Source organism: Nocardioides sp. NPDC058538, assembly GCF_042719275.1.
In the GTDB taxonomy this organism is placed as follows: Bacteria; Actinomycetota; Actinomycetes; order Propionibacteriales; family Nocardioidaceae; genus Nocardioides.
This window is the reverse complement of record NZ_JBHXNY010000026.1, coordinates 9002-30846: the sequence shown is the minus strand read 5'-3', so window position 1 is coordinate 30846 and position 21845 is coordinate 9002. Positions and strand designations below refer to the sequence as shown.

Below are 21845 nucleotides of genomic sequence, written 5' to 3'. Positions count from 1 at the left end.
TACTCGCCCTATCTAATGGGGCGAACAGACCTACGAACGACGTGTTACATGGGGTGGCGCGTCGACGAGAGGCTGGGATCTATCCCGTACGTACGCGATATATCGCTATGACAGAATGGCGGCTGTGACGACGCTGAGTGTGCTGGACGAGGTCACCTGGGCGGGTGCGCCGGTGGCCGGCGAGCGGACCCGGGCGCTGCTGCGCGCCCTGGTCGAGGCCGGTCCGCGAGGTGCCTCGGAGGGTGCTCTGGTCGAGGGGGTCTGGGGGCGTGACGACGTCCCGGCCAACCCCTCGAAGGCGCTCCAGGTGGTGGTCTCCCGGGCCCGGACGGCGACCGAGTCCGGCACCATCGAACGTACGCCGCGGGGCTACCGCCTCACCCTCCAGGCCGGCGATGTCGACGCCTGGTCGCTGCGTCCGGAGGCACTGAGGCTGGCCGCGGAGAAGAGGTACGCCGAGGCGCTCCCGTTCCTCGAACGGCTCGTCCGGATCGATCCCGACGAGGAGGTCACCGAGGCGGTGCTGAGGGCGGTCGCCGCGGTGCACGGTGTGCCTGCGGCGCTGGAGCGCTTCGAGGCGTACCGGACCGGGCTGGCCGACAGACTCGGGGTCGACCCGAGCCCGCGGCTGCGGGCCGTCCATGCCGAGCTGCTCGCGCGCGACCGCCCGGTGCGCTCGGGGCTGCGTCACGACGCCGACGTGCTGATCGGCCGCGAGCAGGACGCCGCCGAGGTCTCCGCCCTGCTGAAGAGCTCGCGGGTCGTCACGATCCTCGGGCCCGGCGGACTCGGGAAGACCAGCCTGGCCCAGGTCATGGCCCACGGCGCCGAGCAGCCGGTGGTCCACTTCGTCGAGCTGGTCGGCGTGACCGCTCCCGAGGACCTGGTCAGCGAGGTCGGCTCGGCTCTCGGCGTACGCGACTCGGTCGCCCACCGCGACCGGCTCACTCCCGATCAGCGGGCCGACGTGCGGTCGCGGATCGCGCAGCAGCTCGACGGCGTGCCGACCCTGCTCGTGCTCGACAACTGCGAGCACATCGTGGCCGCCGTCGCCGACCTGGTCGCCTTCCTGGTCGCGACGGTGCGCGATCTGACCGTGCTGATCACCTCCCGGAGCCCGCTCGCCATCGGCGCGGAGCGGGTCTACCCGCTCGGCCGCCTGGGGGCGTACGACGGCAGCGAGCTGTTCCGGCGCCGTGCGGTCGCCGCGCGGCCCGGGGTCCACCTCGACGAGGGCCGGGTCGACGAGATCGTCACCCGGCTCGACGGCCTGCCGCTGGCGATCGAGCTGGCCGCCGTGAAGGTGCGCGCGATGTCGGTCGACGACATCGCACGGCGGCTGGAGAACCGGTTCGAGCTGCTGCGCGGTGGCGACCGCAGCGCCCCTGACCGCCACCAAACCCTGGTCGCGGTCATCGACTGGTCCTGGAACCTCCTCTCCGAGCGCGACCGGAAGGCGATGCGCTGGCTCTCGGTCTTCCACGACGGGTTCACCCTCGCGGCGGCCGAGGCGATGCTCGGCGCCGACACGTTCGCCGCGATCGAGGAGCTCGTCGACCAGTCGCTGCTGACCGTCGTCGACGCAGCGCCGGGCTTCCGCTACCGGATGCTCGAGACCGTCCGCGAGTTCGGCCGGATGCAGCTGATCGATGCCGGCGAGGACGCCGCGGCCCGGGCGGCGCAGCGCGCGTGGGCGCGGGACTACGCCGACGCGAGCGCCGGCCGGATCTACTCCCCGCAGCAGTTCGACGCCATGGACGAGCTGCGCGCCGAGGAGAGCAACCTCGCCGACATCCTGCGCCAGGTCCTGGCCGACGATGAGGCCGAGTCGGTGATCCGTCTCTTCTGCGCGATGGGTGTCTTCTGGACCATCGCGGGCGAGCACCAGCGGGTGATCATGCTGGCCGGACCGGTAGCCGATCTGCTCGCCGAGTGGGAGCCGCCGCTCGAACTGCTGGAGAAGACCCGCCTCGTCCTGGCCCTGCTGCTCTTCGGCGCCGCCGTGACCGGCGGCTCCGGTCTCGATCGGCTGATGGCGATCCTCGATCGTGTCGGCGCCGAGGCCGCGGATCCACAGCTCAGGGTGATGCTGAAGGTCATGCAGGCGATGGCCGGCAGCGTCGCTGGCGACGGAGCCGGCACCGGAGCCGGGCGGCGGCTGGAGGACGAGCTGACCGACCTGGTCGCCGACCCCGATCGGGAGGTACGCGCTCGGGCCTACACCTTCCTCAGCCACGAGCGGGAGAACCTCGGCGACCCCGAGGGTGCCGTCGCCGCGGGGAGGGAGGCGCTGCGCCTGACCGGCACCGACGGCGGCCTCTGGCCGCAGGCGATGCTGCACGCGCAGCTCAGCGGCCTCTACGCACAGCTCGGCCGCCTCGGCGAGGCCGCGGAGCACGCCCGCGAGGCCGTCCCGGTCCTGCGCCGCCTCGGTGCCGACGACGACCTCGTCCAGACCAACGCCATCTTGGTGACGTACGCCGTCGAGCAGGGCCGCCTCGACGAGGCCGCCGAGATCCTCGCCCAGCTCGCCGACGAGCAGCCGCACGGTGGCTTCGGCTCCCGGGGCGCCGTCCACGGCGCCCGGGCGCAGCTCCTCCTCGCCCAAGGACGTGTCGGCGAGGGGCTCGCGCTGTTCCGCGAGGTGGTGGAGACGATGGGCGAGATGCCGTTCCCGGGGTTCACCGACGACCCCGATCTGGTGCCGTGGCGCGTGGCGGCCGAGGCGGTCACCGTGGTCGCCTGCGCCCGGCACGGTGAGGGCGCGGAGGGCTCTGACCTCTTCGAGGCCCTGATGGGCAAGGCGCCGCGCCTGGTCTCCGAGGAACGCCGGGCTCAGGACTATCCGGTCACCGGGATGGTGCTGCTCGCGCTCGGGCTGTGGGGCCTGCTGCGGGACGCGCTGCCGCGCGAGGAGTCGGTGCGGCTGGTCGTGCTGGCCGACCGGTTCGGCTACTCCCGCTCGTTCCTGGACATGCGCTGGGAGCGTGCGGTCGCCGACGCGACCCGGCTCGCGCCGGGCGTACTGGAAAGGGTCTGCGAGGAGTACGGCGAGCGCCGCGGGCTCGCCCTGCTGGACGAGGCCCGCGGCGTCATCGCGCGCTTGCGCTGACTCAGAGCTTCTTGCTGTAGCTCCACACCGAGAGCGGCGCGAAGATCGCGACTACCGCGGCGCAGCCGACGAGCGCCCACACGACGCTCAGGGTGACGTCGCCGGCATTCATCAGGTCGCGGGTGGCGTTGATGACCAGCGTGACCGGGTTGACGTCGACGAAGTGCTGCAGCCAGTCGGGCATCGTCTCCTTCGGCACGAACGCGGGGGAGAGGAAGGTCAGCGGGAACATGATCATCATGCCCAGGCCCTGCACCCCGCCCGCGGTCTTCAGGACCGTGCCGAGCCAGGTGAAGATCCAGCTCAGCGACCAGCCGGCGAAGATGGTCAGCGCCCAGCCGGCGACCACCCCGGGCACGCCGCCACCGGGCCGGTAACCCATCAGCAGGCCGACCACGATGGTCAGCGTCGCCGCGATCCCGTAGCGGAGCAGGTCGGCGACCGCCGGACCGGCCAGCGGCGCGATCCGGGCGATCGGGAGCGCCTTGAAGCGGTCGAAGACACCCTTGTCCATGTCCTCTCGCAGCTGGGTGCCCCGCGCCATCGAGGCGGTCAGCGCGGTCTGGGCCAGGATGCCGGTGATGATGGTCGGCAGGTACGACTTCACGTCACCGGAGATCGCACCACCGAAGATGTAGGCGAACATCGCGGTGAACAGCAGCGGCTGGATCGTCACGTCGAAGAACTGCTCGGGGTTGCGCATCATCTTGATGTACGCCCGGCGGGCCATGGTCAGCGTCTGGCCGATCGTCTCGCCCAGGCCCGGGCGGGCCTTGAGCGGGCGGTCGGCGACGGCGTACGTGGAGATCAGTGCAGCCATCTCAGGCCACCTCCTCGGTGTGGATGTCGGTGTGCGCTGGGTCTCGGGAGCTGTCGGTGCCGTGACCGGTCAGGGCGAGGAAGACCTCGTCCAGGGTCGGCTGCTGCACGTTGGCGGTGGTGATCGAGATGCCCGCGTGGCGAAGGCCGATGAGCACATCGGCGGCGCGGTCGGCATCTGCCAGCGGTACGTTGACGCCGCCCGCCTCGGGAGTGAGCACGGGATGATCGCCGGTGACCTTCTCGACCACGGCGGCGGCGGTGGCGACCTGGGTCTTGTCGCTCAGGCGCAGGTGCAGCGTGGAGCTGCCGACGGAGGTCTTGAGCTGCTCCGAGGTGCCTTCGGCGACCTTGACGCCGCGGTCGATGACCGCGATCCGGTCGGCGAGCTGGTCGGCCTCGTCGAGGTACTGCGTGGTGAGCAGGACGGTGGAGCCGCCGGCCACCAGCGTACGGATGGTGTCCCACATCTGGCCCCGGGTGCGTGGGTCCAGCCCGGTGGTGGGCTCGTCGAGGAAGATGAGCGGCGGGCGGGACAGGAGCGAGGCGGCGAGGTCGAGGCGGCGGCGCATGCCGCCGGAGAACTTCGAGATCTGCCGCTTGGCGGCCTCCTGGAGCCCGAAGGACTCCAGCAGCTCCTCCGAGGCGGCCCGGGCGGACCTGCCGGACATGCCCAGCAGGCGGCCGAAGAGGACCAGGTTCTCGGTGGCGGTGAGGTTCTCGTCGACGGAGGCGTACTGCCCCGTCACGCCGACGAGCTGACGCACCTGGTGGGGGTGAGCCTTGACGTCCACCCCGAAGATCTCCGCCTTCCCGGCATCGATCGGGAGCAGCGTCGCGAGCATCTTCAGGGTCGTGGTCTTGCCGGCGCCGTTGGGGCCGAGCACGCCGAAGACCTCTCCGCGGCGGATCTCGAGGTCGATCCCGTCGACCGCGGTGAAGTCTCCGAAGGTCTTGACCAGACCCGAGGCCGATACGGCCAGTTCGGTGGTTGTTGTCATGCTCCCAGGGTGTGGGGCACCGGTTTCAGGGCGCCTTCACCGTGGTTTCACGAGCTCTCAGATCTGGTTTCAGCGGGCGGCGTCGAGTCGGGCGAGGACGTCGTCGAGGTCCTCGCCCACGACCAGCGACTCGGCGGGGGAGCCGTGCAGGAAGCCCGCCGCGGCGATGCGCTCCATCATCTCCACGAGCGGGTCCCAGAAGCCGTTGACGTTGAGCAGGCCGACCGGCTTGCCGTGCAGCGAAAGCGTCTGCCAGGTCCAGACCTCGAAGAGCTCCTCGAGGGTGCCGATCCCGCCGGGGAGCGCGAGGAAGGCGTCGGCGCGCTCGGCCATGAGCGCCTTGCGCTCGTGCATGGTGTCGACCACGACCGTCTGCATCCCCGGCGCGCCTTCGACGCGACCCCACTCGCGTTCGACCATGAACCGTGGGATCACGCCGAAGACCTTGCCGTTTCCGTCGATCGCGCCCTGGGAGATCTGGCCCATCAGGCCCCCGCCGCCCGCTCCGTAGACCAGCTCGATCCCGCGCTCCGCGAGGCCCTCGCCGACCTCGTAGGCACGCTCCGAGAGCGCGGGATCGTTGCCGTCGCGGGAGCCGAGAAAGACCGCCAGGTGCTTGATCATGCGGCAGAGGTTAGTCGTCCGTGATCGGCTGGTTCGTCAACGCGCGGAAGCGGTCATAGACGGCCTTGTCGCCGGCGACCGTGATGCCTTCGTCGTCACGACGGCGCCAGAGCCAGGCGTCCAGGTCCGCGGCCGCGCCCGCGAGGACGACGGCCGGCTCGGTGCCGGACGGGATCGCCTCGGCAGCGACGACGCTGAGGTCGGGCTCGTCCTCGAGGCTGTCGCCGTCGGGACTGGTGCCGGAGACGAGGCCGAGCTCGACCCAGGTCTGGGTGTCGGTGTCGACCGCGTCCACGCGTACGTACTGACCACCGCCGGTGAACCTCGCCCAGTCGGGCTTGCCGCCATAGAAGACGTCGAGGATCTCGTCGATCCCGTCGGCGGCCAGGGCCGGGTCGAGCGGTGTCAGGGCGCCGGCGGTGAGCTCGGCGTCGAGACGGTGGATGAGGATCTCGTGGGCCTGCCTGCGGTAGGTGAAGGCGGCGGTCTGGTCCGCCGCCCAGGACCAGGTGGGCTCCTCGGGCCCGGTCTGCTCCATGGTCTTGATGAACCTGGCGTTGAGCTCGTCGAAGTGGGCGAGCAGGTCCTGGTAGGTCGCGTCCTCCGGGCGCTCCGGCTCGGAGTAGGTCTCGCTGGTGGGTGCGGCGGGCCGAGTCTCCAGGACGTACGTCCAGAAGTGCTGGACCTCGGCGGCGACGTGCCACAGCAGGTCGGCGGCGGTCCACTCCGGTGCGGTCGGGACCGGGGTGGTGGGGTCCGTGTCTGCGAGCACGGCACGGAAGCGCGCCGACTCCGACCGGATGTGGTCGAGGTAGGCGGTGGGGGTGAGGCGGGTTGTCATGGAGCGAACATTAAGCGCCCACGTCTCAATCTCCGAACGGGTTTTGCGACATACATGCAGTCTGACGTATGTTCATACACATGACGAAGAAGCGCGTCGCCGTCGCCGGTGCCAGTGGATATGCCGGAGGTGAGCTGCTCAGGCTGCTGCTGGCCCACCCCGAGGTGGAGATCGGCGCCCTGACCGCCGCCTCCAGCGCGGGCAAGACCCTGGGCAGCCTCCAGCCCCACCTGATCCCGCTCGCCGACCGAGTTCTCGAGCCCACCAACACCGAGACCCTCGCCGGTCACGACGTCGTCTTCCTGGCGCTGCCGCACGGCGAGTCCGGTCCGATCGCGGCCGGCCTTCCCGACGACGTGGTCGTGATCGACTGCGGCGCCGACTACCGGCTCGCCGACGCCGAGACGTGGACGAAGTTCTACGGCACCGACCACGCCGGCACCTGGCCCTACGGGCTCCCGGAGCTCCCCGGACAGCGGGCCGCGCTCTCCGAGGCCAACCGGATCGCGGTGCCGGGCTGCTTCCCGACCGTCTCCACCCTGGCTCTGGCCCCGGCCGTCGAGGCCGGGATCGTCGACCCCGAGGTCGTCGTGGTCGCCGCCACCGGGACCAGCGGCGCCGGGAAGTCGTCCAAGCCGCACCTGATCGGTGCCGAGGTCATGGGCAACGTCAGCGCCTATGGCGTCGGCGGCGTCCACCGGCACACCCCCGAGATCGTCCAGAACCTCTCCGCGCTGGTCGACGGCGAGGTGTCGGTCTCGTTCACCCCGGTGCTGGTGCCGATGCCGCGCGGCATCCTGGCCACCTGCTCGGCCAAGCTCGGTGAGGGCGTGACGGCGGCCGATGCGCGTGCCGTCTACGAGAAGGCGTACGGCGACGAGCCCTTCGTCCACCTGCTGCCTGAGGGCCAGTGGCCCCAGACCCAGGCCGTGCTCGGCTCCAACGCTGTCCACCTGCAGGTGACCGTCGACGAGGCCGCCGGGCGGCTGGTCGTCGTCGGGGCCGAGGACAACCTCGCCAAGGGCACCGCCGGGGGAGCGATCCAGTGCATGAACCTCGCGCTCGGTCTCGAGGAGACCACCGGTCTCACTACTGTGGGAGTCGCGCCGTGATCGACCTCGAGACCGTTGCCCACGAGCCCGGACGGCCCGACCCCGCCAAGGCGCGTACGCTCGCCGGCGCCCTGCCGTGGCTGAAGGAGTATCACGGCAAGATCGTCGTGGTGAAGTACGGCGGCAACGCCATGACCGACGACAAGCTCAAGCGTGCCTTCGCCGAAGACATCGCCTTCATGCGGTTCGCCGGCTTCAAGCCGGTCGTCGTGCACGGCGGCGGCCCGCAGATCTCGAGCATGCTCGACCGGCTCGGCATCGAGTCGGAGTTCCGCGGCGGGCTGCGGGTGACCACCCCGGAGGCCATGGACGTCGTGCGGATGGTCCTGGTCGGCCAGGTCCAGCGTGAGCTCGTCGGGCTGATCAACGAGCACGGTCCGCTGGCGGTCGGGCTCTCCGGTGAGGACGCCGGACTCTTCACCGCCGAGCCGGCCAGCACCGTCGTCGACGGTGAGGAGGTCGACCTCGGCCAGGTCGGCGAGGTCGTCGACGTACGTCCCGAGTCGGTCCTCGACATCATCGAGGCCGGCCGGATCCCGGTCGTCTCCAGCGTCGCGCCCGACGTCGACGGCGTCGTCTACAACGTCAACGCCGACCGCGCCGCCTCGGCCCTGGCGGTCGCACTCGAGGCCGAGAAGCTGCTGGTCCTGACCGACGTCGAGGGTCTCTACCTCGACTGGCCCGACCCCGAGGAGGTCATCGGGGAGATCAGTCCCGAGGCGCTGGAGGGCATCCTGCCCGAGCTGGCCAGCGGGATGATCCCGAAGATGAGCGCCTGCCTGGAGGCGGTCAAGGGCGGCGTCAAGCGCGCCACCGTCGTCGACGGCCGCGAGCAGCACGCCGTGCTGCTCGAGCTGTTCACCGCCGAGGGGGTCGGCACCCAGGTGCTCCCCGGCGTCACCACCAAGACCCGCAAGGCAAGGGAGCTGAACCAGTGACCACGTACGGCGAGCGCTACGCCGCCTCCATGATGAACACCTTCGGTGCTCCCAAGCTGGTCCTCACCCGAGGCGAGGGTGCCCACGTGTGGGACGAGGAAGGCAAGGAGTACGTCGACCTGCTGGCCGGCATCGCGGTCAACGCGCTCGGCCACGCCCACCCGGCCCTGGTCTCCGCGGTGACGTCCCAGATGGAGTCCCTCGGCCACGTCTCCAACTTCTTCACCTCACACCCGCAGGTCGAGCTGGCCGAGGCGCTGCTCGCCAGGGTCCCCGGAGGCGAGAGCGGTCGGGTCTTCTTCACCAACTCCGGCACCGAGGCCAACGAGGCGGGCTTCAAGCTGACCCGGCGCACCGGGCGGAAGCACATCGTGGCTGCTCAGGGTGCCTTCCACGGCCGCTCGATGGGTGCCCTGGCGCTGACCGCCAAGGAGGCCTACCGGGCTCCGTTCGAGCCGCTGCCGGGCGAGGTCACCTTCGTCCCCTACGGCGATGCCGAGGCGTTGGCCGCGGCCGTGACCGACGAGACCGCGGCGATCATCCTGGAGCCGATCCAGGGTGAGGCCGGCGTCATCGTGCCGCCCGCCGACTACCTGGCGGCGGCGCGGGCCGTGGCCGATGAGCACGGCGCCCTGCTCTGGCTCGACGAGATCCAGTCCGGTCTGGGTCGCACCGGCCGCTGGTTCGCCCACGAGACCTCCGGCATCACCGCCGACATCGTCACCCTGGCCAAGGGCCTCGGCGGCGGCTTCCCGATCGGCGCCTGCATCGGTCTGGGCCGGGCCGCGACGCTCTTCGAGCCCGGCAACCACGGCACCACCTTCGGTGGCAACCCGGTCGCCTGTGCCGCAGGACTCGCGGTGATCGACACCATCGAGGCCGACGGGCTCCTCGAGCACGTCACCGTGCTCGGGCAGAAGCTGCGCGACGGCCTCGCCGCCGACCCGCGGGTCACCCGGGTCGACGGGGAGGGCCTCTTCATCGGAGTGGTCCTCGCCGGGCTGGACTCGGGCGCCGTCGCCGCGGCCGCTCTCGAGGCCGGCTTCATCCTCAACAACGCCACGCCCGAGCGGATCCGGATCGTGCCGCCGCTCGTGCTCACCGAGGACGACGCCGAGAGCCTCCTGGCTGCCTGGCCGGCCATCCTCGACGCGGCCCAGACGGCCCTGGAAAATGCTGGGGGCACGAAGTGACCAGACACTTCCTCCGCGACGACGACCTCACCCCGGCCGAGCAGGCCGAGGTGCTGGCGCTCGCGGCAGCGATGAAGCAGGACCCCTACGCCGCCAAGCCGCTCGCCGGCCCGGTGACCGTGGCCACGATCTACGACAAGCCGACACTGCGCACCCAGGCCTCGTTCTCCTCCGGGATCGCCGAGCTCGGCGGCCACTCGATGCTCGTCGACGGCCGCCTGGCCGGGATCGGTGAGCGGGAGTCGGTCGCCGACGTCGCCCGGGTGCTCGGCCGGCAAGCGGGCGAGATCGTGTGGCGTACGTTCGCGCAGAGCGACCTCGAGGAGATGGCCGCCCACTCCGGCGTCCCGGTCGTCAACGCGCTCACCGACGAGTTCCACCCCTGCCAGCTGCTCGCCGACCTGCAGACGCTGCAGGAACACAAGGGGTCCCTGGCGGGTCTGACCGCGGCCTTCCTCGGCGACGCGGCCTGCAACATGGGCAACTCCTGGGCGCTGGCCGGGGCGATCGCCGGGATGCACGTCCGGTTCGGCGCGCCGGACGGCTACGCACCTGACGCGGAGGTGCTGGTCCGGGCCAAGGAGATCGCCGAGGAGACCGGCGGCTCGGTCACGGTGACCTCCGACCCGGTCGCGGCGGCAGCCGGGGCCGACGTACTCATCACCGACACCTGGGTCTCGATGGGCAAGGAGAGCGAGGCGGCCGCCCGGGCCGCGGTGTTCTCGCCCTACGCGCTCACCACCGAGCTGCTCGGCCACGCCGACCCCGACGCGGTCGTGCTGCACTGCCTGCCCGCCTACCGCGGCAAGGAGATCGAGGCCGAGGTGCTCGACGGTCCGCGGAGTCTGGTGTGGGACGAGGCGGAGAACCGGCGCCATGCCCAGAAGGCGATCCTGGCCTTCCTGTGGGAGCGGCGATGACCACGAACGAGACCCAGCGGCCGGCGACGAAGGGTGCGCGCCAGTCCCTGATCGTCGACATCATCTGGGGCAAGGAGATCCGGTCCCAGACCGAGCTCTCCGAGGCGCTGCTCGCCCACGGGGTTCACGTCACCCAGGCGACGCTCTCGCGTGACCTGGACGAGCTCGACGCGGTCAAGGTGCGGGCCCCGTCCGGTGCGCTGGTCTACGCGGTTCCCGGTGAGGGCGGTGACCGCACCGCCGTGGCTCCGGGGGAGTCAGCCAGCGGTCGCAGCAAGCTCGGCCGACTCGCCCGCGAGCTGCTGGTGAGCGCCGACGGGACTGGGAACCTGGTGGTGCTGCGTACTCCTGCAGGGGGTGCCCAGTACTTCGCCTCCGCGATCGACCGGGCCGAGTATCCCGACATCCTCGGCACCATCGCCGGCGACGACACCGTGCTCGTCATCGGCCGCGAGCCCAAGGGCGGGGCGGCGCTCGTCAACCGCTTCCTCAGCCTCGCCGGCAGGGGTCTGACGGAGAATTAGGTGTGCATTCTGCGTCGTCAGCGTGCGTGCTCGGCAAGGCGCCCCGTCGAAGGCATACCGGGGTACGTCGAGGCGGGGCAACGCCGCCGAGCGCGTGCCATGGCGGCGCAGGGTGTGCACATAATTCTCTGTCAGACCCTCACCACAGACATTCCGTAAGTTTTCGAAGCAAGGAGCAACATCTCGTGAGCAAGGTCCTGACCTCCCTTCCCAAGGGTGAGCGCGTCGGCATCGCCTTCTCCGGAGGTCTCGACACCTCCGTGGCGGTCGCCTGGATGCGCGACAAGGGTGCGGTGCCGTGCACCTACACCGCCGACATCGGGCAGTACGACGAGCCCGACATCTCCGGCGTACCGGACCGTGCGATGGCCTATGGCGCCGAGATCGCCCGCGCCATCGACATCAAGCCGCAGCTCGTCGAGGAGGGCCTGGCCGCGCTCGCCTGCGGTGCCTTCCACATCCGCTCGGGTGGCCGTGCGTACTTCAACACCACGCCCTTGGGGCGTGCGGTGACCGGCACCATGCTGGTGCGGGCCATGCAGGCCGACGACGTCAACATCTGGGGCGACGGGTCGACCTTCAAGGGCAACGACATCGAGCGGTTCTACCGCTACGGCCTGATGGCCAACCCCGAGCTGCGCATCTACAAGCCCTGGCTCGACGCCGACTTCGTCCACGAGCTCGGTGGCCGCCACGAGATGTCGGAGTGGCTGGTCGCGCACGACCTGCCCTACCGCGACTCCACCGAGAAGGCCTACTCCACCGACGCCAACATCTGGGGCGCCACCCACGAGGCCAAGACCCTGGAGCACCTCGACGTGTCGCTGGAGACGGTCGAGCCGATCATGGGCGTGAAGTTCTGGGACCCGTCGGTCTCGATCGAGACCGAGGACGTCTCGGTGTCCTTCGTCGAGGGCCGTCCGGTGGCGATCAACGGCAAGTCCTACGCCGACCCCGTCGAGCTGGTCTACGAGGCCAACGCGATCGGCGGCCGCCACGGCCTGGGCATGTCCGACCAGATCGAGAACCGGATCATCGAGGCCAAGTCCCGCGGCATCTACGAGGCGCCGGGCATGGCCCTGCTGTGGGCGGCCTACGAGCGGCTGCTCAACGCCGTGCACAACGAGGACACCATGTCCAACTACTACAACGAGGGCCGCAAGCTCGGCCGGCTGCTCTACGAGGGCCGCTGGCTCGACCCGCAGGCGCTGATGCTGCGCGAGTCGATCCAGCGCTGGATCGCCTCGCTGGTCTCGGGAACGGTCACGCTCCGGCTGCGCCGGGGTGAGGACTACACCGTGTTGAACACCGAGGGTTCCCACTTCTCCTACCACCCCGAGAAGCTCTCCATGGAGCGTGTCGAGAACGCCGCCTTCGGCCCCGTCGACCGCATCGGCCAGCTCACCATGCGCAACCTCGACATCGCCGACTCCCGCTCCAAGCTGGAGATCTACGCCGGGCATCCCCTGGACCAGGGAACGGTGCTCGTCGAGCACGGCACCCTCTTCGGCGAGCTGCCCGCCGGCGGCTTCGACCGCATCGCCGCCACCGACGGCAAGCCGCTCCCGGCCGCTCTTCCCGCCGAGGCGTCCGTCCTGGACGACACGATCCTGGACGAGGCCGCGCTGGAGGCGGGCAACGACTGATGTCGAACACACCTGCCAACACCACCAACGAGGGCAAGCTCTGGGGCGGCCGGTTCGCCGGTGGTCCGTCGCCGGAGCTCGAGGCGCTCTCGCGCTCGACGCAGTTCGACTGGCGGCTGGCGCTCTACGACATCGCCGGGTCCCACGCCCATGCGAAGGCGCTGGGCGCGGCCGGGCTGCTCACCGGTGACGAGGAGAACGAGATCCATCGGGGTCTCGACGTTCTCGCCGACCGGTTCACCGCCGGACGGCTTCTTCCGGCTGCCTCGGACGAGGACGTACACGGCGCGCTCGAGCGGCTGCTCATCGAGGAGATCGGCCCTGACGTCGGTGGCAAGCTGCGGGCCGGGCGCTCACGCAACGACCAGATCGCGACCCTGTTCCGAAGCTATCTGCTCGACCACGAGCGGGTGCTCCGTGGGCTCGTGCTCGATCTCATCGACGCGCTCGCCGCTCAGGCCGACGCGAACATGGCCCTTCCAGGTGGGCCCAGCATCATGCCGGGACGTACGCACCTCCAGCACGCCCAGCCGGTGCTGCTCTCCCACCACCTGATGGCCCACGCCTGGGCGCTGCTGCGCGACGTCGACCGGCTCAACGACTGGCGGGCGCGGGTCGTGTGCGACTCGCCCTACGGGTCCGGGGCGCTCGCGGGGCAGTCGCTCGGCCTCGACCCCGAGCTGGTCGCCTCCGAGCTGGGCTTCACCGGTTCGAGCGCCAACTCGATCGACGGGACCGCCTCGCGTGACTTCGTCGCCGAGTTCGCCTACGTGTGCGCGCAGATCGGGGTCGACATCAGCCGGATCGCCGAGGAGATCATCCTGTGGGCGACCAAGGAGTTCGGCTTCGTCACGCTGCACGACTCCTGGTCGACGGGCTCGAGCATCATGCCGCAGAAGAAGAACCCGGACATCTCCGAGCTCGCCCGCGGCAAGGCTGGACGCCTGGTCGGCAACGTGACCGGCCTGCTGACGACGCTGAAAGCGCTGCCGCTGGCGTACAACCGCGACCTGCAGGAGGACAAGGAGCCGGTCTTCGACTCCCTGGACACCCTGGAGGTGCTGCTCCCGGCCTTCACCGGCCAGGTCGCGACGCTGGTCTACAACACCGACCGGATGGCCGAGCTCGCCCCGCAGGGCTTCTCGCTGGCCACCGACATCGCCGAGTGGCTGGTCCGGCAGGGCACCCCCTTCCGGATCGCGCACGAGCTCGCCGGCGCCTGCGTCCAGGCGGCGGAGAAGCGCGGCGTGGAGCTGGACGCGCTCACCGACGAGGAGTTCGCCACGATCTCGCCGGCGCTGACCCCTGACGTACGCCTGGTGCTGACCATCGAAGGCTCGGTCGCATCCCGCGACGGCCGTGGTGGCACGGCTCCCCACCGGGTCACCGAGCAGCTCGCCGAGCTCCGGGCCAAGGCAGCCGGGTTCCGTCCCTCGTAGTGCTCGCGAACCTGTTGAACCAGCGCCCCGAGGTGACCGCTCCGCGGCTCCTCGGGGCGACGCTGTCCTTCGACGGTGTGAAGGTGCGGCTGACCGAGGTGGAGGCGTACGCGGCAGACGATCCTGGCTCGCACGCCTTCCGGGGCGAGACGAACCGCAACCGGGTGATGTTCGGTCCGCCCGGGCGGCTCTACGTCTACTTCACCTACGGGATGCACTATTGCGCGAACCTCGTCTGCCATCCGGAGGGTGAGCCCGGGGGGATCCTGCTGCGTGCCGGCGAGATCATCGACGGGATCGAGGCTGCCCGGGGGCGACGTGGACCGGTACGCGAGGTCGATCTCGCCCGAGGACCGGCGCGGCTCTGCTCGGCGCTCGGGATCGACCTCGCGATGAACGGGACGACTGACTTCGAGCTGGACCTGGCGCCCGACGAGACGTGGGCGGGGATCGAGGTCGCGGCCGGGCCGCGCGTCGGGCTGCGTCTCGCCCCGGACCGTCCGTGGCGGTTCTGGGTCGCAGGTGACCCGACCGTCTCGCCCTACCGGCCGGCGAAAGCCCTCCGATAGCTGGCTGGACGGGCCGATCACCGTCCACAGGCCCGGTTCGGACCGCGGTTCTCCACAGGCCGCACAGCCCCGGGCGGAACTGTCGGTGCCTCTGATCAGGATGGTGGTCGGAGGTGATCGAGATGACGGTCGCAAGGGCAGAGAAGGAGCCATCACCGGACGATGGCGAGCGGATGGGGCCGGCCGGCGGGCTGGCGACGGTCAACGAGGTGCGGTTGATCGGTCGGCTGTCGCTGGCCGCGGAGGAGAAGGAGCTGCCGAGCGGGGATCAGCTCACCGCGTTCCGGGTGGTCGTGAACAGGCCGCGCGACAAACGCCGGGGGAGCCGGGTGCAGATCGACGCGCTCGAGTGTCACACCTGGGTCGCCCGGGTCCGCCGAGCGGCGATGACCTGGCAGGTCGGAGACGTCATCGAGGTCAACGGCTCCCTGCGTCGCCGGTTCTTCAAGACCGGCGGCCGGCTGCAGTCGATGACCGAGGTGGAGGTGTCATCGGCGAGGCGGGTGAGTCGGGCGGCCGCGGCAACCAGGCAGGCCAGTTAGGGCGTGTCTCCCAAATCTACGCCCGCTACGCGACGTTTCGCATCCGATCTGGCCGCGTTGGCGCTGCTCGACAGCCGCCAGGATGCCTTCGCAGCGCCGCCTTGCCAGATCGGCCCGAAACGCCGCTCGCGGCCGCCGTGTCTTTGAGAGGCACGCCCTAATGGCGAGACTTCTCCAACCGCGCCGAGTCGAGAAGGCGGATGAGCACGCCCGGGTGCGGCTTGGGCTGGAAGGAGGTCGCCTTCTCCGGGAGCAGCTGCCCGATCGAGGCGGAGGAGAGGATGGTGTCGAAGGTCGGTGCTGCCAACAGCACCGCGACATCACGACCCGGGCGGGCCCGCTTCAGCGCGGCGTCGACCTGGTGGGCGTGCAGCACTCGCGACGGCTGCCGGCGCAGCTCCGGGAGGACGCGGTCGTGCAGATAGCCGACATCACCGGTGATCGGGCTGTTGGCGGTGTCGACGTCGAGGGTCGCCCAGCCCCGGCCGTCGCTGAGCACGATGACACCGGGTCCGAGCCTGCCCAGGGCGGCGTCGCGGCCGCCGGCGTTCCACTCGGCGCCGACGGACTCGGCCGCGGCCCGTAGATCGCGCAGGTTCACCCCGGCCAGCACCCGATGGATCGCCCCGAGCTGCAGCGGTGTGTCGTCCTGGTCGATCAGCATCGCCAGGCCGAAGTCGGTCGCGGCGCCGTCACCGGGCTCGGCGAGACCCTGGAGCTCGGCGTACGCCGCGTAGCGGTGGTGCCCGTCGGCGATCAGTGCCTGCTGGTTCGCCCATGCGGTGCGCAGCTGCCCGATCAGCGCCTCGTCGGTGATCGCCCAGACGCGATGGTGCTGGCCGCCGTGGTCGTCGTACTGCTCCTCGGGCGTGCCGCTCTGCACCCGGTCGAGCAGGGCCGCGATCCCGTCGGGAGCGTGGTAGGTGAGCAGGATCGGCGCCGGATGCACCCGCATCTGCCGCATCCGGGAGGCGAGCTGCTCGGCCTGGGCGGTGCGTACGCCCTCGTGGGGGATGACCGCGGCAACGGCGGGGTCATCGGTGCGGTGCGAGACGTCGAGGATCCCGACGACGCCACGCACGGTGATCCCGGCGGCGGTGTACTCATGGAGGTAGAGCGCTAGGTCCTGGTGCTGGCGCAGATCGCCACGCGCCAGCCACGAGCTGATCCGGGAGGCGACCCCTCGATAGGGGCGGGAGTAGAGCCGTGCGGAGGTCGGGTCCCCGATCCGTGAAGGGGCCAACGAGAGCGCTCGAAACGGCTCCAGGCGCAGCGGACGCCCGAGGTACGGCGCCCTGACCACACCCGTATCGTCCATCCGCACATCGTAGGGTCACACTGGTGCCATTCGCCGAACCCCCGACTCAGAGAAGGAACTTCGTGTGCTGACCGGCCATCAGTTGAAGGGCTCAGCCCAGCCGCTCGCCGCCGCCCATGACGTGGCGATGCTCGATCTCGACGGCGTCGTCTACATCGGCGGCACAGCGGTCCGGCGCGCCCCCGAGTCGCTCGCCGCCGCACGCGAGGCCGGGCTCAAGCTGGCGTTCATCACCAACAACGCCGCCCGGCCGCCGGCCAAGGTCGCCGAGAACATTCGCAACCTGGGGATCGAGGCGACCGCGGAGGACGTGGTCACCTCGGCCCAGGCCGCTGCGCGGGTTCTGGCCGAGCGCCTCGCACCGGGGGCGAAGGTCGTCAACCTGGGTGCCGCCGGACTGCGCGAGCCGCTCGAGGCCGCCGGCCTGGTGCCGGTGGCCGTCGACGAGGACGCCGAGGCGATCGTCACCGGCTACAACCCCGAGCTGCTGTGGAAGGACATCCTGCGCGCGGCCGTGCGGATCAAGGACGGGCTCTTCTGGGTCGCCAGCAACACCGACATGACCTTCCCGGCGGCCTACGGGATCGCGCCGGGTCACGGCGTCCTGGTCGACACGCTGCGCCGTTTCTCGGGCGTCGAGCCGGTCGTGGCGGGCAAGCCGTCGCGACCGCTGCTGGAGGAGACCATCCGGCGCACCGAGGCCGATCACCCGCTGATGGTCGGCGACCGGCTCGACACCGACATCGAGGGCGGCCGCAACGCCGGCATCGACACGCTGCTTGTGCTCACCGGGGTCACCGGGCTCGACGACCTGGTCGCGGCCGAGCCGCAGCGGCGGCCCTCCTACATCTCCGCCGACCTGGGCGGGCTGCTGGAGGCACACTCGGCGCCGGAGACCGAAGGCACGACCGCGCGGCTCGGCGGCTGGACAGCAGAGGTGCGCGACGGAGAGCTGCGGGTCACCGGCGAAGGGAGACCCGACGACTGGTGGCGGGTAGCCGCGGCCGGCGCCTGGGCACACCTGGACGCCACCGGATCGGTGGCCACGATCGGCGCACAGGCCGTGCCGCCTGGCCCGGATGCCGACGGCGGGACGGTAGTCTCAGCCTCATGAGCGAGCAGCATTTCGACGAGACTCCGGCTGAGGCCTCGGCCGGGCTGGGTGGCGCCGACACGGCGCCGCACACCGGTGTCGCCCGCGTCGACGCGGTGCTCGAGACGCTCGACCGGCTCGACGAGCTGCCGCTGGGCGAGCACGTAGGCGTCTTCGAGGCCGCTCACACCGAGCTGCGTCGCGCCCTGGACCCCGACACAGGGGCCCACGACGCGATGGCCCGGATCGCCTCGGCTTCCGGCGAGTCCCAGCCGACCGACCAGCCCTGAGAGGCGAGCGCATGCCTCCTCGCCGCCTGCGTCTCGACGCCGAGCTGGTCCGGCGCAAGCTGGCCCGGTCCCGCGAGCACGCCAGTGAGCTGATCGCCGCCGGGCGGGTCACGGTCTCGGGAAGCCGAGCCACCAAGCCGGCCACGGGCGTCACCACCGACGTCGCGATCGTGGTCACCGACGACCCCGACCGACCCGACTTCGTCTCCCGCGGCGGGCACAAGCTCGCCGGAGCCCTCGCGGCGTTCGAACCGCTCGGGCTCTCGGTCAAAGACCGCCGCTGTCTCGACGCCGGCGCGTCGACGGGCGGGTTCACCGATGTACTGCTGCGCAACGCGGCCCGGCAGGTCGTCGCCGTCGACGTCGGCTACGGCCAGCTCGCCTGGCGGCTGCAGCAGGACGAGCGGGTCGTCGTCCACGACCGCACCAACATCCGCGACCTCTCCCTCGACGTGGTCGGCGAACCCGTCGACGTCGTCGTCGGCGATCTCTCCTTCATCTCCCTCGAGCTCGTCCTGGACGCGCTGATCCGGGTCACCAGCCCCGAGGGAGACCTGGCGCTGATGGTCAAGCCCCAGTTCGAGGTCGGCAAGGACCGGGTCGGCAAGGGTGGCGTGGTCCGCGACCCCGCGCTGCGCGCCGAGGCCGTCAACGCCGTCGCCGCGGCTGCCGCGCGACGCGGCTGGGGCGCACGCGCGGTCACCACCAGCCCGCTCCCGGGCCCGTCGGGCAACGTCGAGTTCTTCCTGTGGCTGCGCCGCGGGGAGGCCACCGTCACCGAGGCGGAGATCGAGGAGGCCGTGCGCGAGCAGCGCGGCCTGGAGAGCCCCGCCACCGGGGTTGTGTCGGTGCCGTCTGAGAAGGTTGATCCGTGATCGAGCGTCAGCGAGTGAACCAGCGGGCCAACACGTCGCCGCCTCCGTATTCTGGCGCTTGCGCTACGGAGGTGGCGACGTGACTGACGCCGACACCGCTCCGGTGGACCCAGCGCCTGTGGACCCAGCCGAGGTTCGGCGGGTCTTCATGCTCATCCACACCGGGCGCGAGGAGGCCCGCGAGGTCGGCCTCGCCTGTGCCAAGTCGCTCGCGGTCCACGGCATCGTGGTCCGCGTGCTGGCCAGCGAGGCCGCAGACCTGGGCATCGACCCGGCGGCGTACGAACCGCAGCTCGAGCTCGCCGCCGACGAGGACGACGCGAGCCGTGACTGCGAGCTGGCGCTGGTCATCGGTGGCGACGGCACCATCCTGCGCGCGGCCGAGATCGTCCAGCCCCACCGCACCCCGGTGCTCGGGGTCAACCTCGGACACGTCGGGTTCTTGGCGGAGGCGGAGTACGACGACGTCGAGTCGACGATCGAGGCGATCGTGCAGCGCCGCTACACCTCCGAGGACCGCCTCGCGCTCGAGGTCAGCGTCTTCGAGGACGGTCAGAAGGTCTTTCGTACGTTCGCGGTCAACGAGGCCAGCGTCGAGAAGGCCGCGCGCGAGCGGATGCTCGAGGTCGTCGTCGAGATCGACGGCCGGCCGCTGTCGAGGTGGGGCTGCGACGGCGTCGTCTGTGCGACCCCGACCGGCTCGACGGCCTACAACTTCTCCGCCGGCGGCCCGGTCGTGTGGCCGGGCGTCGAGGCGCTGTTGCTGACCCCGATCAGCGCCCACGCGCTCTTCGCGCGGGCCATGGTGGTCGCGCCGACCTCGGTGCTGGCCGTCGAGGTCATCTCCCGGGCGGACGGCGCCGGCGTGCTCTGGTGCGACGGCCGGCGTTCCTACGACCTGGGCCCGGGCGCCCGGATCGAGGTCACCCGGGGGGTGGAGCCTGTCAGACTCGTTCGCCTGCACCAGGCCCCGTTCACGGATCGTCTGGTGCGGAAGTTCGGACTGTCTGTGGAGGGATGGCGAGGCGCCGCGGAACGGCGTCCGTTCAGGATGAACGGAGGCGAGAATGCTTGAGGAGATCAGGATCTCCGGACTCGGGATCATCGAGTCCTCGACCCTGGAGCTCGGACCAGGGCTGACCGTGGTGACCGGTGAGACCGGCGCCGGCAAGACCATGATCGTGACCGCGCTCGGGCTGCTGCTCGGCGGCCGAGGCGACGCCGGCTCGGTCCGCAAGGGCAAGAAGGCGGCCCGGGTCGAGGGCGTCATCGACGCCCGGTCGCTGCCCGGCGTCATCGAGGCGACCGAGGAGGCCGGGGGAGAGGTCGAGGAGGGCCGTGTCCTGGTGGCCCGCACCGTCGCCGCCGAAGGGCGAGCGAGGGCGTACGTCGGGGGAGCGACCGTCCCGGTTGCCACCCTCGGCTCGGTGACCTCACCGCTGGTCGCGGTCCACGGCCAGTCCGACCAGCACCGGCTGCTGCAGCCGCGCGCCCAGCGCGACTCGCTGGACCGATTCGGTGGGGACGCGGTCGCCAAGCTCATCGCCGCCTACAGCGACATCCACGCCGAGCTCCGAGGCGTCGAGCGCGAGCTCGACGAGGTCACCACCCACGCCCGTGAGCGGGCACAGGAGGCCGACCTGCTCCGCTTCGGCCTCGGCGAGGTCGAGGAGGTCTCGCCGGAGTCCGGCGAAGACGTCACTCTCGCCCAGGAGGAGGAGAAGCTCGGCTACGCCGACACGCTGCGCACCGCCGCCGAGCAGGCCCGCGAGGCGCTCTCTTCGGAGATCGATGCCCCCGACGCGCTGGGCGCCATCTCGGCCGCGCGCCAGGCCCTCGACGGCGTCCGCGACCACGATCCCGACGCCGCCTCCCTGGCCGACCGCCTCGCCGAGGTCTCCTACCTGCTCTCCGACCTGGCCGCCGACGTCGCGTCCTATGCGACCGCGATCGAGACCGACCCGGCTCGGCTCTCCGTGGTCTCCGAGCGCCGCGCGGCGCTGACCGCGCTGACCAGGAAGTACGGCGAGACCATCGACGAGGTGCTCGCCTGGGCCGAGACCGGTGCCAAGCGCCTGCTCGAGCTCGACTCCGACGACGACCGGATCGAGGAGCTCCGCGGGGAGCGCACCCGGCTGCGAGCCGCCCTCGCAGACGCCGGTGTGGCGCTGTCGGCCGCGCGCACCGACGCCGCCGGCGCCCTGGCCGAGGCGGTCAGCGACGAGCTCACCGGACTGGCCATGCCGCATGCGCGACTGGTGGTCGACGTACGCCAGAAGGAGACCGACGCGCCCGCATCGGAGGACGAGCCACACGCACCGCTACTGGTTGGAGAGGGGCAGGTCGGTTCGGGCAAGACCCAGCGCTGGCTGCGCTACGGCTCCAACGGCCTCGACGAGGTCGAGCTGCTGCTGGCCGCCAACACCGGCTCGGAGCCCCGCCCGCTCCACAAGGGCGCCTCCGGCGGTGAGCTCTCCCGGGTGATGCTGGCGATCGAGGTGGTCTTGGCAGCCACCAGCCCGGTCCCGACCTTCGTCTTCGACGAGGTCGACGCCGGCGTCGGTGGCACCGCCGCGGTCGAGATCGGCCGCCGTCTGGCCCACCTCGCCCGCACCGCCCAGGTCCTGGTCGTCACTCACCTGCCCCAGGTCGCCGCCTTCGCCGACCACCACGTCGCCGTCGAGAAGACCAGCGACGGCGTGGTCACCAGCTCCGGCCTCACCGTCCTCGATGACGAGTCCCGCGAACGCGAGCTGTCCCGCATGCTGGCCGGGCTGACGGCCTCCGACACCGCCATCGCGCACGCCCGCGAGCTCCTCGAGGTGGCCCGCGCAGCGAAGGTCTGATCCGTCCGAGACCTCAGTTCTGGCGACCCGAGTCGGGGGGGGGGGGGGGGGTGGGGTCGGCGCACGACCACCCCCACAGCGCACCCGACCCCAAACTACGGCCGCCCCCACCCCCCCCCCCCCCCGCCGAAGCAAACGGGCAG

The 21845-nt window shown here is 71.1% G+C and carries 20 protein-coding genes; 15 read left to right on the top strand and 5 right to left on the bottom strand.

Translation table 11 applies throughout. From position 1 onward, the window contains the following. The first annotated feature begins 124 nt into the window (after window positions 1-124). A complete protein-coding gene (locus ACFWQC_RS20840; RefSeq protein ID WP_378682263.1) occupies window positions 125-3112 on the top strand; it encodes an ATP-binding protein in 2988 nt (995 codons plus the stop codon). Window position 3113: 1 nt separating this feature from the next. On the opposite strand, the gene ACFWQC_RS20835 is transcribed toward ACFWQC_RS20840, so the two are convergent. From ACFWQC_RS20835 to ACFWQC_RS20820, 4 genes are all read right to left on the bottom strand, one after another. Then, entirely contained in the window at window positions 3114-3932 is an 819-nt protein-coding gene (locus ACFWQC_RS20835) for an ABC transporter permease (RefSeq protein ID WP_378682260.1), read from the bottom strand. Window position 3933: 1 nt separating this feature from the next. Next, window positions 3934-4932 (bottom strand): ATP-binding cassette domain-containing protein, encoded by a 999-nt coding sequence (locus tag ACFWQC_RS20830; protein ID WP_378682257.1) that lies wholly within the window; start codon window positions 4930-4932, stop codon window positions 3934-3936. Between the two features lie 69 nt (window positions 4933-5001). Then, window positions 5002-5556 carry a TIGR00730 family Rossman fold protein gene (locus ACFWQC_RS20825; RefSeq protein ID WP_378682255.1) on the bottom strand — a complete coding sequence of 185 codons (555 nt, stop codon included), beginning with the start codon at window positions 5554-5556 and terminating at the stop codon, window positions 5002-5004. 10 nt (window positions 5557-5566) lie between these two features. After that, on the bottom strand, window positions 5567-6397 hold the full coding sequence (locus ACFWQC_RS20820) for a maleylpyruvate isomerase family mycothiol-dependent enzyme (RefSeq protein ID WP_378682252.1): 831 nt from the start codon (window positions 6395-6397) through the stop codon (window positions 5567-5569). A gap of 80 nt (window positions 6398-6477) precedes the next feature. Here ACFWQC_RS20820 and argC point away from each other — a divergent pair, with 80 nt between their 5' ends. From argC to ACFWQC_RS20775, 9 genes are all read left to right on the top strand, one after another. Then, window positions 6478-7509: an N-acetyl-gamma-glutamyl-phosphate reductase gene (argC, locus tag ACFWQC_RS20815; RefSeq protein WP_378682249.1), complete on the top strand. Its 1032-nt coding sequence runs from the start codon at window positions 6478-6480 to the stop codon at window positions 7507-7509. Beyond that, window positions 7506-8447, top strand: coding sequence for an acetylglutamate kinase (argB, locus tag ACFWQC_RS20810; protein WP_378682246.1), 942 nt, complete (start codon window positions 7506-7508; stop codon window positions 8445-8447). The genes argC and argB overlap by 4 nt, the downstream gene beginning before the upstream one ends. Continuing rightward, the gene (locus ACFWQC_RS20805) at window positions 8444-9640 is read left to right on the top strand and encodes an acetylornithine transaminase (RefSeq protein ID WP_378682243.1); all 1197 of its coding nucleotides are present in this window, start codon (window positions 8444-8446) and stop codon (window positions 9638-9640) included. Before argB ends, ACFWQC_RS20805 begins: the two co-directional genes overlap by 4 nt. Further along, window positions 9637-10560 (top strand): ornithine carbamoyltransferase, encoded by a 924-nt coding sequence (argF, locus tag ACFWQC_RS20800; protein WP_378682241.1) that lies wholly within the window; start codon window positions 9637-9639, stop codon window positions 10558-10560. Before ACFWQC_RS20805 ends, argF begins: the two co-directional genes overlap by 4 nt. Next, window positions 10557-11084, top strand: coding sequence for an arginine repressor (locus tag ACFWQC_RS20795; RefSeq protein WP_378682238.1), 528 nt, complete (start codon window positions 10557-10559; stop codon window positions 11082-11084). Before argF ends, ACFWQC_RS20795 begins: the two co-directional genes overlap by 4 nt. A 185-nt stretch (window positions 11085-11269) precedes the next feature. After that, window positions 11270-12730, top strand: a complete 1461-nt coding sequence (gene argG, locus ACFWQC_RS20790) for an argininosuccinate synthase (protein WP_378682235.1) — start codon at window positions 11270-11272, stop codon at window positions 12728-12730. Next, window positions 12730-14169, top strand: coding sequence for an argininosuccinate lyase (gene argH / locus ACFWQC_RS20785; RefSeq protein ID WP_378682232.1), 1440 nt, complete (start codon window positions 12730-12732; stop codon window positions 14167-14169). The genes argG and argH overlap by 1 nt, the downstream gene beginning before the upstream one ends. Continuing rightward, the gene (locus ACFWQC_RS20780; protein WP_378682229.1) at window positions 14169-14738 is read left to right on the top strand and encodes a DNA-3-methyladenine glycosylase; all 570 of its coding nucleotides are present in this window, start codon (window positions 14169-14171) and stop codon (window positions 14736-14738) included. The genes argH and ACFWQC_RS20780 overlap by 1 nt, the downstream gene beginning before the upstream one ends. A gap of 122 nt (window positions 14739-14860) precedes the next feature. After that, window positions 14861-15280, top strand: a complete 420-nt coding sequence (locus ACFWQC_RS20775; protein WP_378682227.1) for a single-stranded DNA-binding protein — start codon at window positions 14861-14863, stop codon at window positions 15278-15280. 157 nt (window positions 15281-15437) lie between these two features. Here ACFWQC_RS20775 and ACFWQC_RS20770 read toward each other — a convergent pair whose 3' ends face one another. Next, entirely contained in the window at window positions 15438-16598 is a 1161-nt protein-coding gene (locus tag ACFWQC_RS20770; RefSeq protein ID WP_378682224.1) for a DUF1015 family protein, read from the bottom strand. A 64-nt stretch (window positions 16599-16662) separates the two neighbouring features. Between ACFWQC_RS20770 and ACFWQC_RS20765 the strand changes: the two genes are divergently transcribed. The 5 genes from ACFWQC_RS20765 (at window position 16663) to recN (ending at window position 21702) form a co-directional block, all read left to right on the top strand. Then, a complete protein-coding gene (locus ACFWQC_RS20765) occupies window positions 16663-17712 on the top strand; it encodes an HAD-IIA family hydrolase (protein WP_378682222.1) in 1050 nt (349 codons plus the stop codon). Beyond that, window positions 17709-17981: a hypothetical protein gene (locus tag ACFWQC_RS20760; protein WP_378682220.1), complete on the top strand. Its 273-nt coding sequence runs from the start codon at window positions 17709-17711 to the stop codon at window positions 17979-17981. The genes ACFWQC_RS20765 and ACFWQC_RS20760 overlap by 4 nt, the downstream gene beginning before the upstream one ends. A gap of 11 nt (window positions 17982-17992) precedes the next feature. Next, entirely contained in the window at window positions 17993-18856 is an 864-nt protein-coding gene (locus tag ACFWQC_RS20755) for a TlyA family RNA methyltransferase (protein ID WP_378682217.1), read from the top strand. A 79-nt stretch (window positions 18857-18935) separates the two neighbouring features. Beyond that, complete coding sequence (locus ACFWQC_RS20750) at window positions 18936-19931, top strand: NAD kinase (RefSeq protein ID WP_378682214.1); 996 nt, start codon at window positions 18936-18938, stop codon at window positions 19929-19931. Then, entirely contained in the window at window positions 19924-21702 is a 1779-nt protein-coding gene (gene recN, locus ACFWQC_RS20745) for a DNA repair protein RecN (RefSeq protein ID WP_378682211.1), read from the top strand. Before ACFWQC_RS20750 ends, recN begins: the two co-directional genes overlap by 8 nt. Window positions 21703-21845 lie beyond the last annotated feature (143 nt).